The organism is Desulfatitalea tepidiphila (assembly GCF_001293685.1).
In the GTDB taxonomy this organism is placed as follows: Bacteria; Desulfobacterota; Desulfobacteria; order Desulfobacterales; family Desulfosarcinaceae; genus Desulfatitalea; species Desulfatitalea tepidiphila.
The window spans coordinates 645,623-660,485 of the sequence record NZ_BCAG01000006.1; the positions used below are offsets into that span (position 1 = coordinate 645,623).

Consider the following 14,863-nt stretch of genomic DNA (forward strand, 5'->3'; position numbering starts at 1 on the left):
GGGACTGCTGACTCTGCTGACTCTGCTGACACACTCTCCAAGCATGCGAAATCAAAACGAAAGGATTTATAAAATGGAAGAAAATTTGGTTGAACTTATCAAAGGGTATGAAGTCACAGAAAGTTGTAATAGAAGCTCCATCCCGAACTCAACCGGGGCTGATGATACAAGGCCGGTCGAGGCACCAGCTGCAAAGGGTGCGGATACAGTCGAGACGGAAATTGAAGAACAATCCAGGGATTTGATTTATGAAATCCGAGACGGCCACCTATTTAAAGTGACAGGGGGCAAGGACACTCGGGTTGCCAATTTTTACCTGACAATTGCCGCACAGTATATCCGAATGGATGAGGGCACTGTCACAGGCCGGGATTTTAAAATCGAAGTGCATTTAAGGGACGAAATTATCGAGTTGATGATTCCTGTAGAGGAATTTTGCGGCAACCGATTGGCAAATCAAATCATTGCACAGGCCGGATCAAGGGCTATCATCTATGGCAATCAAAATGATTTGAGAATTGCTGCCCAGGAGATGTCCACACCACCAACGAAGACCATCACTTCAAGCATGGGTTTTGACAATCATGGAATGTATTTAGCGCCCGGCATGGTGATCTCAAAAGCCGGTATTGATCAATTACCAGAGATCGACGTTGACTTGAGTGAGGGCAATTTTTCCCGTCACATTGGTTTTTTGTCACCTAACCAGGATCGGATCAAGGATTTGGTCGACCATATTCTGGCTGATTTTATGCAGCTCAAGTATCACCAGGTCGTCTATCCGCTGATCGGTCATATCGTTGCGGCTGCCTTTGCATCACAGATTAGTGAAATTGGCAGACAAAAGCCCGTGATGCATCTTCAAGGAACTTCAGGTTGTGGCAAGACCTTTCTTGGCAACCTTGCCGCATCCTTTTATTGTGCCTTCAACGATAGGCCCATCCCTTGGACCTCCACTGCGAATTCGATTGAATATGAGGGGTATTTTTTCCGTGACGCGCTGTTTTTTATCGACGATTTGAAAACATCGATAATTGATCCGAAAAAGGTCATCCGAATCATTCAGAACAGTGCCAACTCTCAGGGACGCAGCCGTCTGACTGCCGGTGGCGGTCTCAAGTTGACGCCCATGCGAGGCGTAAGAGGCCTGATCCTGTCAACAGGCGAGGATTTCATAAACGATGTCGAATCGGTCTCCGGTCGCACCCTACTTATTCATGTGGAGCCGGACCAGAATCAGCAATCTGGTAACAAGTGCTGGGCTCGCCGGGATGAATACAGCATGTTAATGCCCGCCTTGTTGCAGTGGCTTTTGGCTCAGGATGATTGGACTGAGCAATTTGAGAATTGCGTAAATGAAGAGACGGCAAGAATTAGCGCCACCATAGCCGATTTTTCCAACGGATTTCGCGTAGCCAGCAACTGGGCCTTAAATGCCTGGGGCTTTATGCTATTTGTTAGATACGCTGAGCATTTACAGGTTGTCAATGAGGGCCGCGCAGATGCAATCATTCGTGAATACAGACAGATAGTCGAAAACCATATCGCCGCACATGCAAATCGCATAAGGATTCAAAGTCCGGTCGAGGTTTTTTATCAGATTCTCAGCCAGAGATTTGCCACCGGTTCCATCATGGTACAAGGGTTATCGGATCAAAACAGCGGTCGCCTGATTGGCAAGGTCCGTGAAAACCAAATTATTTGTCTGTTTCCTGATCCAACCTTCGAAGTCCTGCAACGGCACTTTCGGGCTTCTGGTAGAAAAATGTCCTTTAGCAAAGAAACATTAAGGGACGCCTTGGACAGGGAAAACCTCATAATAAGGTCAGGCCCAGGCCGCATCACCCATCAAGTCAGAATGGGTGCCAGCCGGCTGCAGGCATGGCAGTTCGATATCAATGAATTTAAAGCACGCTGCGGTATGATGGATTAATCAATCCCGGCAGTGAATCGTTACAACAACTAAAATCAATTAGGGTCCCGAACCCCGATCATGTTACGGTCACCGCCATAGTGCACCGGCCAACCTACCGCAATTACCCGCAACACCGATTTAGTTACAGGTCATAACTGACCGAATTTATAAGATGTTACCTCTGGACCCGGGAAGGACAGAGGTCATCATGGATCAAATCAAGAGTCAACTCGGCCAGGTCCTCGGCGTCAAGCAGATCGCCGAATACACAGGGCTTGACCAGAAAACCATTAGAAAATACTATCATCAATTAGGCGGGATACGCGTGGGATCGCGTATCGTGTTCTTTGAAAAGGAGTTTATCAATGCCATACAAACGCAATCACAAGTGGTATGCCCAGGTGCGCAAAGAGGGCCAGAAATGCGAACGGGTCTTCCTGACGAAGAAGGAGGCCGTGGATTGGGAAGTGGAGATGCGGAAAAAGCCCGTAAGCGAGTGGTCAGGCAGGACCGACACGGTCTGTTTGAATGATTGGGCGCAAAAATATCTCGATTTTTCCCGACCCAGCTTCTCTCACAACACGTATGTCGAAAAACGCTCGTTATTCAAGCGCTTGTTCAAGATCTTAGATCCTGACATGCCGGTGTCAAAGCTAAAACCAGCCCTGCTGATGGAATATATTGTTGAACAGAAGGAGCAGCGGTCTGGGAATGCTTCAAACCGGGACCGGAAGAACCTGGTGGCGGCATGGAACTGGGGTATGAAATACATGGACCCTCCCCTTCCCGGCCCCAATCCCTGCCTGGTGGAGCGAATGCCTGAGATACGGCAGCCGAGATACGTCCCCCCGGATGAGGACTTCTGGAAGGTGTATGCGTTAGCAGAAGGCCAGGACAAGGTCATGTTGTTGGCTTTTTTGCACCTGGCGGCCCGTCGAAGTGAAATCTTCCGGCTCACATGGGAGGATATCGACTTTGCAAACAACCGCGTAAGAATATGGACCAGAAAGAGGCATGGGGGCACTTACGAGTATGACTGGCTACCCATGACCAAAGAGCTTCGCAAATCGATGCGGTGGTGGTGGGAAAACAGGCCCATCAAGGACAAGCCCCATGTGTTTTTATGCCTGGATAAGACCGAATTTTGTAGAGACTATCTGGGCGAGCCCTTTCGTTACCGGATCCATTTCATGCGGCGCCTATGTGAACGAGCCGGAGTCAAGGTCTTTGGATTCCACGCTATAAGGCATTTTTCTGCATCCCTGTTGTTCAAGTTGGGATACGAGGTCGCTGTCATTCAGACGATACTCCGGCACAAAAGCCCCAACACAACCGAGCGCTACTTAAGAAGCATCGGTCTGGAAAGGGTCCGGGAGGCGTTGGAAGATTTGAAACCGTCACCCGCTCGGGTCATAAAATTGGAGGAAAGGCCAAAAAAGGCCCGGGCAGCAGGAAAGAAAAAAGCCGTCTGAGGAGCCGTCAACTCCTCAAGCGGCAGAGGCAAGGTTTGTAACCTATTGATTTTTTGGTGATCCCAAGGGGATTCGAACCCCTGTTACTGGCGTGAGAGGCCAGTGTCCTAACCGCTAGACGATGGGACCACATCGGTAAAGGTAGTGCGTGGCATATAGAATGGCCGCGTGTTTGTCAACCAAAATTGGCGGCGTGGCCCGGTCGCCGACAACCGGTGATCTCCTTGAGAAGCCCGGATGGATTGAGCCCAAACCTCATGGAGCACTCTTTTTGACCCCCTTGCGGATGCCGACGCTGAAATAGACGATCGGGCCGATAAAGGGGACCAGGGTGACGAAGGCCCAGGCGGCCTTTTTTTCGATGCCGCCGAAGTCTTTTTTGGAGATGTCGATGACGGCCCAGACGGTGAGCAGGTAAAAGGCGATGCCACCCAGGACGATCCATTCCGCTGCGTTCATGTTCGTTTTATCCTTCCAGCAGACCGGTGATTTCCAGGATGGTGTTCACATAGTACTTGCTGTGATTATAGTGGTAGACGACCTTGAAGGCCTGGTTGCGGTCGATACCGGGTTTCCAGCCGTAGTTTTGCAGGTAGCTGGCGATGCTGAAGATGGCGTCGGCATCCACGAAGAGATCGATCCGGCCGTCGCCATCGCCGTCCTGCCCGTAGGCGAGGATGTTGCTGGGCATGAACTGGGCGATGCCCAGGGCGCCGGCGTAAGATCCGACCACGGAAACGGGATCGACCCGGTGCAGGTCGGTGTAAGTCAGAAAGGCCTTGAGCTCCTTATAGGCCCAGTCGGATTTGCTGTCCGCCTTTTTTTCGTAATCGTCGCGGCGGAATCGGGTCTTTTGATTCAGTTGCTGGTAGAGATACTCCCTGGGGCCGGGTTCGGTCAGGGCCGCCATGGTCGAAAGGGTGTTGAGGATCGAGCGCTTGCCCAGATAGCGGCCGAACTTGGTCTCCACCAGGATGATGGCCGTGATCACTTTGGGGTCCACGCCGAACTTCTGCCGGGCCGTGGTCAGGATGTCGGCGTGCGTGGCCATGTAAAGGCGGGCTTCGTCGATCCAGCTGTGATGGGTCATCTTGCCGTAGTCCAGTTTGGCCTCGTTGTGCTGGAAATAGGCGGCTACGCTCTGAGCTTCGAACACGACCTCCGCGTTGCTGTAAAGCTGCCGGATGCGCCCGGCATCGTACCCGTCGGCGACAAGACGCTTTTGCAGAGCGTCAAAAAACGAGGCGGTCCCGTCCTCGGCGTCGGACGACGGTATGGCGGCCAGAAGCCCCAGAATAATGAAAATTGGGACGATCCAGGCCCTGATCCAGCATTCAAGGAATGAACCTGCTCGATTCATGAAAAGTCCTGTAGGGCTGACCGGAAGTCTTGGTTCGCGCGGCTGCGGCCCTGCGGCCGCGCTTGATAGGGCCACAATGACATGCTATGGTGCGGGCTGTCAATTGGTAATGGTTGGATTCCTTGAAGAAATCGACGGTCTGAAGACCAGGCGGCGGCCGGAATGGCGACGGTGGTAAAACCCATGGCGAAGACGATTTACAGCTGCCAGGCATGCGGCTATCAGTCGCCCAAATGGCTGGGCAAATGCCCGGATTGCGGCCAGTGGGATAGCTTTGCCGAGGAAAAGATGGCCGACAAAGCGCGCGGCGGCCCTCTGCGCGGTATTTCGGCGGCGCTCAAAGCTCCTGCGCCCGTACCCATCGACGAAGTGGATGTCGAAGACCAGGCGCGCCTCTCCACCCGCATCGGCGAATTGGACCGGGTGCTGGGCGGCGGCCTGGTGCCTGGATCGCTGGTGCTCATCGGCGGGGACCCGGGCATCGGCAAATCCACATTGATGCTCCAGGCCCTGCACGGCATGGCGGCCGGCACGAGCAAGGTGCTCTATGTGTCGGGCGAGGAGTCGGTGCAACAGTTGCGCCTGCGCAGCCGCAGGCTGGGGGCCGGCGCGCCGCGCCTGCTTGTGGTGTCGGAGATCGATCTGGACGCCATTTTGAAGATGGTCGAGACCCATCGGCCCGACGTGCTGGTGATCGATTCCATCCAAACCATGTACAGCAGCGACCTCGCCTCGGCGCCGGGCAGCGTTAGCCAGGTGCGCGACTCGGCCATGCGTCTGATGCTCAACGCCAAGAAGAGCGGCATCCCCACCCTGCTGGTGGGGCATGTGACCAAGGAGGGCGCCATCGCCGGTCCCAAGCTGCTGGAGCACATGGTGGACACGGTGCTCTACTTCGAAGGCGACCGCAACCATGTGTTCCGCATCCTGCGCGCCGTGAAGAACCGCTTCGGCTCCACCAACGAAATCGGCGTGTTCGAAATGCAGGCCGGGGGATTGATCGAAGTGCCCAATCCGTCCGCCGTATTTCTCTCCGAACGGCCCGACAATGCCGCCGGGTCGGTGGTGACGGCCACCATGGAAGGCACGCGGCCCATTCTGGTGGAACTTCAGGCCCTGGCCAGCAGCACCAACCTGGGCACCGCCCGGCGCACGGTGCTGGGCCTGGACCCGCAACGGGTGGCCCTGCTGGTGGCGGTAATGGAAAAAAAGCTGGGCATGCACTTGTTCGGGCACGACATCTTCATGAATGTGGCCGGCGGTGTGAAGATCGACGAACCGTCCGTTGATCTCGCCGTGCTGGCGGCCATTGCCTCGAGCTTCCTGGACAAGCCGGTGACCGGCGAGACCCTGGTCCTCGGCGAAGTGGGCCTGGCCGGCGAAGTGCGCGCCATCGGCAACATGGCCGCCCGGCTCTCCGAAGCCCAAAAAATGGGATTTCACCGTTGCCTGGCGCCCAAGGGCAGCTTGAAGCGCGTGGCGGTGCCGGACCAGATCGAACTGATCGGGGTGGACACGGTGGAGCGCGCCCTGGAAGCCCTTTTTTAAACTATGATCCAAACGGCAAGCCCCCTGACACTTTCGATCTCATTGACTTAAGCCAGGCATAAATACTATGAAGCGGAAAATCAGCGGCCCGGGTGGCCGAAAAGGCCAGTGGCAGGACCACTACACCCGCCGTGCCAAAAAGGAAAACTACCCGGCCCGATCGGTATACAAGCTGGATGAAATCCAGAAAAAGCATCGCATCATCGGCAAGGGCGACCGGATCCTGGATCTGGGGTGTGCGCCGGGCTCATGGCTGAAGTTCGCAGCCGAGCAGACCGGCCCGGGCGGCCGGGTCGTGGGTGTGGACCTGAAGCCGGTGACTGAACAGCTGCCGGGCAACGTCACCACGATTGTGGGCGACATTTGCGAAGTGGCGCGAAACACGGAGGAGGCCCTGGGCAATGGGTTCGCGGTGGTGCTCAGCGACATGGCGCCCCAGACCACGGGCCATAAGTTCAGCGACGCGGTGCGCTCCTTTGAATTGTGCCGAACCGCACTGGCCATGGCCGACGCGTTGCTGAAACCCGGCGGTCATTTTGTGTGCAAAATTTTTCAAGGCGAGGACTTCAAAGCCTTTTGTGACGATGTCAAAATGCGGTTCGACCGCATGCAGATCTTCAAACCCCAGAGCAGTCGAAAAGCCAGCCGTGAGATCTTCATCATCGGCCTGCGCAAAAAGTAGGAGGAACGACACATGTCAGGGCACAGTAAGTGGGCCAATATCAAACACCGCAAGGGCGCGGCCGACGCCAAGCGTGGCAAGGTGTTCACCAAACTGATCAAGGAAATTACCATGGCCGCCCGCCTGGGCGGCGGCGATGCCAACGCCAATCCCCGCTTGCGGGCGGCTATCATCGCGGCCAAGGCCGAGAACATGCCCAAGGACAACATGGAGCGGGCCATCAAGAAGGGCACCGGCGAGCTGGAGGGCGTCAATTACGAAGAGAACACCTACGAAGGATACGGTCCGGGCGGTGTGGCGATCCTGATCGATTCCGTCACCGATAACAAGAACCGGGCGGTTTCCGAAATCCGCCACGCCCTTACCAAACACGGCGGCAACATGGGTGAAAGCGGTTGCGTCTCCTGGATGTTCGGCAAGAAAGGCTACCTGGTCATCGAAAAGGGCACCGTGGAGGAAGATGCCCTGATGGAGCTGGCCCTCGAGGCGGGTGCCGAAGATGTGCGCGACGACGGGGACAATTTCGAGGTGATCACCGCGCCGGATAGTTTCGAGGCGGTCAAGGCGGCCATAGACGCAAAAGCGATCCCCTGCGTGGTGGCCGAAGTGAGCATGGTGCCCCAGAACCTGACGCCGGTGGAGGGCGAGACGGCCCAGAAGCTGATCCGTCTCATCGACGCCCTGGAGGATTGCGACGATGTTCAGAAAGTCTACAATAACGCCGACCTGCCCGACGACATCATGGACGAATAATCCATTGGGGAAGGACCGAATATGACGAGGTTGTCCGACCTGCCGCCTGATCCGCCCGCTCGGACGGGTCTGTATGATCCGCGCTGGGAACACGATGCCTGCGGTGTCGGATTCATCTGCCGCCTCGACGGTACCCCCTCCCACGATATCGTCGCCAACGGCCTGCAGATTCTGCTCAACCTGGCCCACCGCGGCGCACTGGCCTGCGATGCGGAGACCGGCGACGGGGCCGGCATCATGATCCAGATGCCGGACCGCTTCTTCCGGCGGCTGTGCCGAGACGACGGCATCGATCTGCCCCCGGCCGGCCGATATGCCAGCGGTTTGGTCTTTCTCCCCCATGCCGCCGACCAGCAGATTTTCTGCAAAACTCAGCTTGAAACCTTGACCCGTCAGGAGGGCCAGCGGGTGCTCGGCTGGCGCCCGGTTCCGGTGCGGCCGGACGTTCTGGGCCCATTGTCGCGCCATGCGGCACCGCACGTCCAGCAGATCTTCATCGGGTGCGGCGACACGGCAGCGGATCAGGCCGACTTCGAGCGCCGGCTCTACCTGATCCGACGCCAGGTGGAAAAGACGGTCCTGGCCGCCGACCTGTCGGAAAAGAAGAAATTTCATGTTCCCAGCCTCTCCAGCCGCACCTTTATATATAAGGGCATGTTCACGGCCGACCAGGTGGGCGGTTTCTTTGCAGACCTGGCCGAGGCCGAGCTGGAGAGCGCCCTGGCCATGGTGCACCAGCGCTACAGCACCAACACCTTTCCCTCCTGGGACCTGGCCCATCCGTTTCGTTTCATCGCCCACAACGGCGAGATCAACACCCTGCGCGGCAACCTGAACTGGCTGCGATCGCGCGAGGCGCGGATGGCGTCGTCCCTTTTCGGCCGGGACCTGGCCAAGCTGATGCCCGTGGTACGCCCCGGCGCCAGCGATTCGGCCAGCCTGGACAGCGTGGTGGAGCTGCTCTACCACGCCGGACGCACCCTGCCCCACTGCATCATGATGCTGATTCCCGAGGCGTGGCAGCACCACGCGGCCATGACCGGCGAGCGCCGCGCCTTTTACGAGTACCATGCCCACCTTTCGGAACCCTGGGACGGACCGGCCACCGTGCCGTTCAGCGACGGCCGCTGCATCGGAGCGGTGCTGGACCGCAACGGCCTGCGCCCTTCGCGCTACACTGTGACCCGCGACGGCCTGGTGGTCATGGCCTCGGAGACCGGGGTGCTCGAGATCGCCCCGGAACGGGTGCTGCACAAAGGCCGCCTGCAACCGGGTCGCATGTTCCTGGCTGATCTGGAGGCCGGCCGCATCGTGCCGGACGAGGAGATCAAGGCCGCGGTCACCGGCCGCCGGCCCTATGGCCGATGGCTGCGCGACAACCAGTTGACCCTGGAGCGGCTGGCGCCGGCCAAAGCACCGATGGCGCCCGATACCGCCACCCTGCGGCGCCGGCACCATCTGTTCGGCTACACCCAGGAGGACCTCAAGCTGATTCTGCCGCCCATGCTGATAGACGGCAAGGAGCCCACCGGCTCCATGGGCGACGACATTCCGCCGGCCATCCTGTCGCGCCGTCCGCGACTGCTCTACGACTACTTCCGGCAGCTCTTCGCCCAGGTGACCAACCCGCCCCTGGACGCCATCCGCGAAGAGCTGGTCACCTCTCTGCACACCTACCTGGGCGGCGAACAGAACCTGCTCGACGAATCCCCGTGGCACTGTCGCCGCATCCGGTTGGACGGACCTGTTCTGACCAACGCCCAGCTGGCGGCCCTGTGTGCCAGCGATCGACCCGGCATCCATACGGTCCGACTGGACGCTTGTTTTGCGGCCGCCAGGGGTGCCGCAGGGCTGGACCAGGGCATGACGGCCCTCTGCCGGGCCGCGGCTGAAGCCGTATGCGAAGGCGCCACGGTGCTGGTGCTTTCCGACCGCGCCGCCGACGAGAAGCGGGCGCCCATTCCCGCTCTTCTCGCCGTGGCCGGCGTGCATCACCATCTGATCCGCGAAGGGCTGCGCACCCGCTGCGGCCTGGTGGTGGAGAGCGCCGAACCGCGGGAAGTGCATCACTTCTGCTGCCTGCTCGGCTACGGCGCCGGCGCGATCAACCCCTACATGGTTTTCGACACCGCAGCGGCCATGGTCACGGCCGGCGAGCTCAGGGTGGCCGACCCGGCGACGGCCGTGGAGAAGTACATCCATGCCGTGGAAAAGGGGATTCTCAAGGTGATGTCCAAGGTGGGCATCTCCACCCTGCAGAGTTACCAGGGGGCCCAGATCTTCGAATGCCTGGGGGTGTCGCCGGCTGTGGTCGAACGCTTCTTTACCGACACGGCCACGCGCATCGAAGGCGCCGATCTGGAAAGCATCGCTGCGGAAACTCTGTCCCGCCACGCACGCGCCTTCCAACGCTGGGATGCGGCCGCACCGCCGGTGCTGCCATCTGGCGGAAAATACAAGTGGCGCCGCGACGGGGAAGCGCACCAGTACAACCCGACCATGCTGGCCCGCTTCCGCCAGGCCGTGTTCGACGATGACTGGGACAAATGGCAAGCCTACTCGGCGACGGTGGACGCGCAAAACCGCAGCGAAGGGCTGCTGCGCGGCCTGATCGATTTTCACCCCGACCGGCCGCCGGTGCCCCTCGAAGAGGTGGAGCCGTGGACCGACATCGTCAGGCGCTTCAAGACCGGCGCCATGTCCTATGGCTCGATCAGCAAAGAGGCCCATGAGGCCGTGGCCATCGCCATGAACCGCATCGGCGGCCGCAGCAACAGTGGCGAAGGCGGTGAGGATGCGGACCGTTACAAGCCCGATGCCAACGGCGACTGGCGCAACAGCGCCATCAAGCAGATCGCCTCGGGCCGCTTCGGGGTGACCGGCGACTACCTGATCAGCGCCGCCGAGCTTCAGATCAAGATGGCCCAGGGCGCCAAACCCGGCGAGGGCGGCCAGCTGCCCGGCTTCAAAGTCTACCCCTGGATCGCCCGGACGCGCCACAGCACCCCGTATGTGGGCTTGATATCGCCGCCGCCGCACCACGACATCTACTCCATCGAAGATCTATCCCAGCTGATCTACGATCTGAAACGCGCCAACCGACGGGCCCGCATCAGCGTCAAGCTGGTCTCCACCGTGGGCGTGGGCACCATCGCCGCCGGCGTGGTCAAGGGCGGGGCCGACTGCGTCCTGATCAGTGGGGACACGGGCGGCACGGGCGCCTCTCCCCAGGGATCGATCCGTTATGCCGGCGCCCCCTGGGAGCTGGGCCTGCCCGAAGCTCACCAGACCCTGGTGATCAACGGCTTGCGCGACCGCATGGTGCTCGAATGCGACGGCCAGCTCAAAACCGGCCGCGACGTGGCCATCGCCTGCCTGCTGGGGGCCGAGGAATTCGGCTTCGGCACCCTCGCCCTGGTGGCCCTGGGCTGCATCATGATGCGCGTCTGCCACCTGAACACCTGTCCGGTGGGCATCGCCACCCAGGACCCGGAACTGCGCAAGAAGTTTGCCGGCCGTCCGGAACACCTGATTCACATGATGCGCTTCATGGCCGAAGAGTTGCGCCATATCATGGCCCGGCTCGGCTTCCGACGGGTGTCGGAGATGGTGGGCCGCACCCAGGTGCTCGATTTTACGCCGGCCATCGACCACTGGAAAGCCCGGGGCGTGGACCTCACCGACGTGCTGCGCCGGGTCAGGACACCGGTGCATGTCATGGCCCATTGCGGCGATATCAAAGATCAGCCCTTCGACGAGACCCTGGAGGAGCAGGTGCGCGCCCAGGCCACACCGCTGTTCGACGAGCGCCGGCCGGTGCGCGTCGATGTGATTCTGCGCAACATCCACCGAACGTTCGGCACGCGCCTGAGCAGCGAGCTCTGCGAACGCTTCGGCGAGGCGGGCCTGCCCGACGACAGCCTGGTCCTGAATTGCCGGGGATCGGCCGGCCAGAGCTTCTTCGCCTTTGGCGTCAAGGGCATGACAGCCGTGGTCCACGGCGATGCCAACGACTATTTCGGCAAAGGACTCTCGGGAGCGAAACTGGTGATCCGACCGCCCGAGGGGGCGACCTTCGCGGCCGAAGAGAATGTGATTATCGGCAACGTGGCCTTTTACGGCGCCACCGGCGGCGAGGCTTATGTTCGCGGCATCTGCGGCGAGCGCTTCTGCGTGCGCAACAGCGGCGTGCGGGCCGTGGTGGAGGGCACCGGCGACCACGCCTGCGAATACATGACCGGCGGCCTGGTGGTGATCCTGGGCCCCACCGGACGCAACACCGCAGCCGGCATGAGCGGCGGCATCCTCTACGTTCTGGACGAAGCGGGCGATTTCGGCCGGCTGCGCTGCAACCGCGAGATGGTGGATCTCGATCCGGTGGCAACGGACGAGGACCGTGACGAGTTGCAGCAGATGATCCAGCGCCACTTCGACCATACCCGGAGCCCGGTGGCCCGGCGGGTGCTCGATCGATGGGAGGCGGTTCTGCCTCGATTCGTCAAGGTCATTCCCGTCGATTACAAACGGGCCCTGGCCGGCGAGGCCGGACCGGGCAAGGAATAGGCGAGGCCCACATGGGAAAACCGACCGGTTTCAAGGAGTATGACCGCGAGCTGCCCAAACGGCGTCCGGTGGAGGTGCGCATCGGCGACTATCGGGAGATCTACGAACCGTTTCCCAAAGAGAAGCTCACCGCCCAGGCCGCGCGATGCATGGATTGCGGGGTGCCCACCTGCATCTCGGGCTGCCCCCTGGGCAACCTGATTCCCGAATGGAACGATGCGGTCTACCGCGGACTCTGGAAAGAGGCCATCGAACGGCTCGGTGCCACCAACAACTTCCCCGAATTCACCGGCCGCCTCTGCCCGGCGCCGTGCGAGGAGGCCTGCGTGCTCGCCATCAACGAACCGGCGGTCACCATCGAGCAGATCGAAAAGGAGATCATCGAGTACGCCTTTGCCCAGGGCTGGATCCAGCCCCGGCCGCCGACAAGACGTAGCGGACGGCGCGTGGCCGTGGTGGGTTCGGGGCCATCGGGCTTGGCCTGCGCCCAGCAACTCAACCGGGCCGGCCACCGGGTCACCGTTTTCGAGCGCAGCGACCGCATCGGCGGCTTGCTGCGCTACGGCATTCCCGACTTCAAGATGGAAAAGCATGTGATCGACCGGCGGATCGACATCCTGCAGCAGGAGGGCATCCAATTCCGCGTCAACGCCCATGTGGGCGTCAACCTGGACCCGAAAACACTCAAAGCGTTCGACGCCGTGGTGCTTTGCCTGGGGGCCACGGTGCCGCGCGACCTGCCCCTGCCCGGCCGCGAGCTGGCAGGCATTCACTTTGCCATGGAGTTTCTCGCCCAGCAGAATCGCATCAATGCCGGCGACGACCTGGGCATCGAGCGCATCAGCGCCGAGGGGAAGGATGTGATCGTCATCGGCGGCGGGGACACGGGCAGCGACTGCGTCGGCACCTGCCTGCGCCAGAACGCCCGTTCGGTGACCAATTTCGAGGCCGCGGCCCAACCCACCCCGGATCGGCCGGCGCACCAACCCTGGCCCTACTACCCCATGCGGCTGCGGACCAGCAGCTCCCACGAGGAGGGCGGCGAGCGCCACTGGAACGTGTTGACCAAGGAATTTTCGGGTCAAGATCGGGTCGAAGCGCTGACCACGGTGGAGGTCCGCATGCATGCCCAACCCGGCGGGCCGCCGCGCATCGAAGAGATAGCCGGCAGCGAACGGGTGTGGCAAACCGACCTGGTGCTCATCGCCATCGGCTACAGCGGCCCGGAAACCCATCCGCTGGCCGACCGGCTGGGCCTCAGGACCACGGCCGGGGGCGCCATCGCCACCAGCACCGGCTACATGACCGATACCCCGGGCATCTTCACGGCGGGTGACGCCCATCGCGGCCAATCGCTCATCGTCTGGGCCATCTCCGAAGGCCGCGAGGCAGCTCGGGAAGTGGATATCTACCTCATGGGCAAGAGCGACCTGCCGGCCAAGGGGTGCTGTGACCTGCCCCTGATCCGCTAAACTGAAATCAGGTCATTTTGATGGCCACATCGATGGCGAAGGCGCCCTTTTCGGTCTGGCAGGGGATCGAAATGATGGGAACGCCCTTGGGAAAGGCGATGCGGTGCAAGCCGAGCACCACACTCGGCACCGAGATGGTCGTATTGGTCTGGGGAAAATCCTTCTTGGCGTCGCCGGCCACCATGTTGGCGATCTCGCCGATGGCATCGGTGCAGTCCGAGTTCACCTTCTCCAGCTTCTCTCCCAGCAGGGCCGACGCCAGCTCGAGGGCGATCTTCTCGGGAAAACTGACCACCACACACCCGGTCACCTCGCCGCTGATGCCGATGATGCCGCTGATCTCGAAGGTCGAGGTCATATCCTTTTTGATGGTGGGCTTGCCCAGGGTGTAGGGGACCTCGATCATGGTTTCGAACACGTTCTTCACGGCCGAGAGGAACGGATTGATATACTTGACATCCATCAAACGAATCACCTTTCTTTAAATGTTTACGGCGCCGTCCAGCAACAGCTGGTGGGCGCTCAAGCGCCGCAACACTTTTTGTATTTTTTCCCGCTCCCGCAGGGACACGGATCGTTGCGGCCCACCTTGGGGCCCTGGCGGACAAACTGCACCGTCTTGGGCGCCTTGCCGTCCATGAAATACCATTTGCCGTCCTTCTTCACGAACTCGGCGATTTCCTTGTGGTCGATGGGCTTGCCCTTCTGTCGATACCGGGCGTTGAATTCCACCGTACCCGTCGCGTCCTCCGGGCCGCCGGCTTCGGTAGCCACGATCTCCAGCCCCAGCCACTCGGCTGTCTTGGACCACTCCAACACCTGGTCGCGGTTGACGCCCCCGCGTTTGCGGGGATGGGTGCTTTCCTCAACGAAATCCACGGCCCCTTTGACATGGGCCGTATAGCGTGCGCGCATCAAGGCTTCGGCCGTTGGTGCGGGTTGTCCCTCTTCGATCAATGGCCGGCAGCAGGCCGCGTAAGTCTGACCGCTACCGCAAGGGCATGGTTCCATATAGATGCTCCTCGTTGTGTATCCATCCACCAATGGCCAATTCGCCCGATATCTGCGTTCTGCTCAAAATTTTATCCTCGGAATATT

Annotated in this window: 11 protein-coding genes and 1 tRNA gene; 7 read left to right on the top strand and 5 right to left on the bottom strand. The window is 60.1% G+C overall.

What is annotated here, in order from left to right:
- The first annotated feature begins 73 nt into the window (after positions 1-73).
- On the top strand, positions 74-1,933 hold the full coding sequence (locus tag DFT_RS22810; protein WP_054033656.1) for a DUF927 domain-containing protein: 1,860 nt from the start codon (positions 74-76) through the stop codon (positions 1,931-1,933).
- A gap of 347 nt (positions 1,934-2,280) precedes the next feature.
- On the top strand, positions 2,281-3,387 hold the full coding sequence (locus DFT_RS22815; protein ID WP_054033657.1) for a site-specific integrase: 1,107 nt from the start codon (positions 2,281-2,283) through the stop codon (positions 3,385-3,387).
- Between the two features lie 54 nt (positions 3,388-3,441).
- Here the strand turns inward: DFT_RS22815 and DFT_RS22820 are convergent.
- The 3 genes from DFT_RS22820 to DFT_RS22830 all read right to left on the bottom strand — a co-directional run bounded on the left by DFT_RS22820 (position 3,442) and on the right by DFT_RS22830 (position 4,747).
- Positions 3,442-3,516 (bottom strand) — tRNA-Glu (locus DFT_RS22820).
- Positions 3,517-3,642: 126 nt separating this feature from the next.
- A complete protein-coding gene (locus DFT_RS22825; protein ID WP_054033659.1) occupies positions 3,643-3,846 on the bottom strand; it encodes a PLDc N-terminal domain-containing protein in 204 nt (67 codons plus the stop codon).
- Positions 3,847-3,853: 7 nt separating this feature from the next.
- Positions 3,854-4,747 carry a lytic murein transglycosylase gene (locus tag DFT_RS22830; protein WP_054033661.1) on the bottom strand — a complete coding sequence of 298 codons (894 nt, stop codon included), beginning with the start codon at positions 4,745-4,747 and terminating at the stop codon, positions 3,854-3,856.
- Positions 4,748-4,930: 183 nt separating this feature from the next.
- Between DFT_RS22830 and radA the strand changes: the two genes are divergently transcribed.
- The 5 genes from radA to DFT_RS22855 all read left to right on the top strand — a co-directional run bounded on the left by radA (position 4,931) and on the right by DFT_RS22855 (position 13,765).
- The gene (radA, locus tag DFT_RS22835; protein WP_235506309.1) at positions 4,931-6,295 is read left to right on the top strand and encodes a DNA repair protein RadA; all 1,365 of its coding nucleotides are present in this window, start codon (positions 4,931-4,933) and stop codon (positions 6,293-6,295) included.
- Positions 6,296-6,362: 67 nt separating this feature from the next.
- Positions 6,363-6,977, top strand: coding sequence for an RlmE family RNA methyltransferase (locus DFT_RS22840; RefSeq protein WP_054033665.1), 615 nt, complete (start codon positions 6,363-6,365; stop codon positions 6,975-6,977).
- 12 nt (positions 6,978-6,989) lie between these two features.
- Positions 6,990-7,730: a YebC/PmpR family DNA-binding transcriptional regulator gene (locus DFT_RS22845; RefSeq protein ID WP_054033667.1), complete on the top strand. Its 741-nt coding sequence runs from the start codon at positions 6,990-6,992 to the stop codon at positions 7,728-7,730.
- A gap of 21 nt (positions 7,731-7,751) precedes the next feature.
- Complete coding sequence (gltB, locus tag DFT_RS22850) at positions 7,752-12,293, top strand: glutamate synthase large subunit (RefSeq protein WP_054033669.1); 4,542 nt, start codon at positions 7,752-7,754, stop codon at positions 12,291-12,293.
- Between the two features lie 11 nt (positions 12,294-12,304).
- Positions 12,305-13,765 (top strand): glutamate synthase subunit beta, encoded by a 1,461-nt coding sequence (locus DFT_RS22855; RefSeq protein ID WP_054033671.1) that lies wholly within the window; start codon positions 12,305-12,307, stop codon positions 13,763-13,765.
- A 7-nt stretch (positions 13,766-13,772) separates the two neighbouring features.
- Here DFT_RS22855 and DFT_RS22860 read toward each other — a convergent pair whose 3' ends face one another.
- Both DFT_RS22860 and DFT_RS22865 read right to left on the bottom strand, forming a co-directional pair.
- Positions 13,773-14,228: a chemotaxis protein CheX gene (locus tag DFT_RS22860; protein WP_054033673.1), complete on the bottom strand. Its 456-nt coding sequence runs from the start codon at positions 14,226-14,228 to the stop codon at positions 13,773-13,775.
- Positions 14,229-14,287: 59 nt separating this feature from the next.
- Positions 14,288-14,776: a YchJ family protein gene (locus tag DFT_RS22865; RefSeq protein WP_054033675.1), complete on the bottom strand. Its 489-nt coding sequence runs from the start codon at positions 14,774-14,776 to the stop codon at positions 14,288-14,290.
- Between the last annotated feature and the right edge of the window lie 87 nt (positions 14,777-14,863).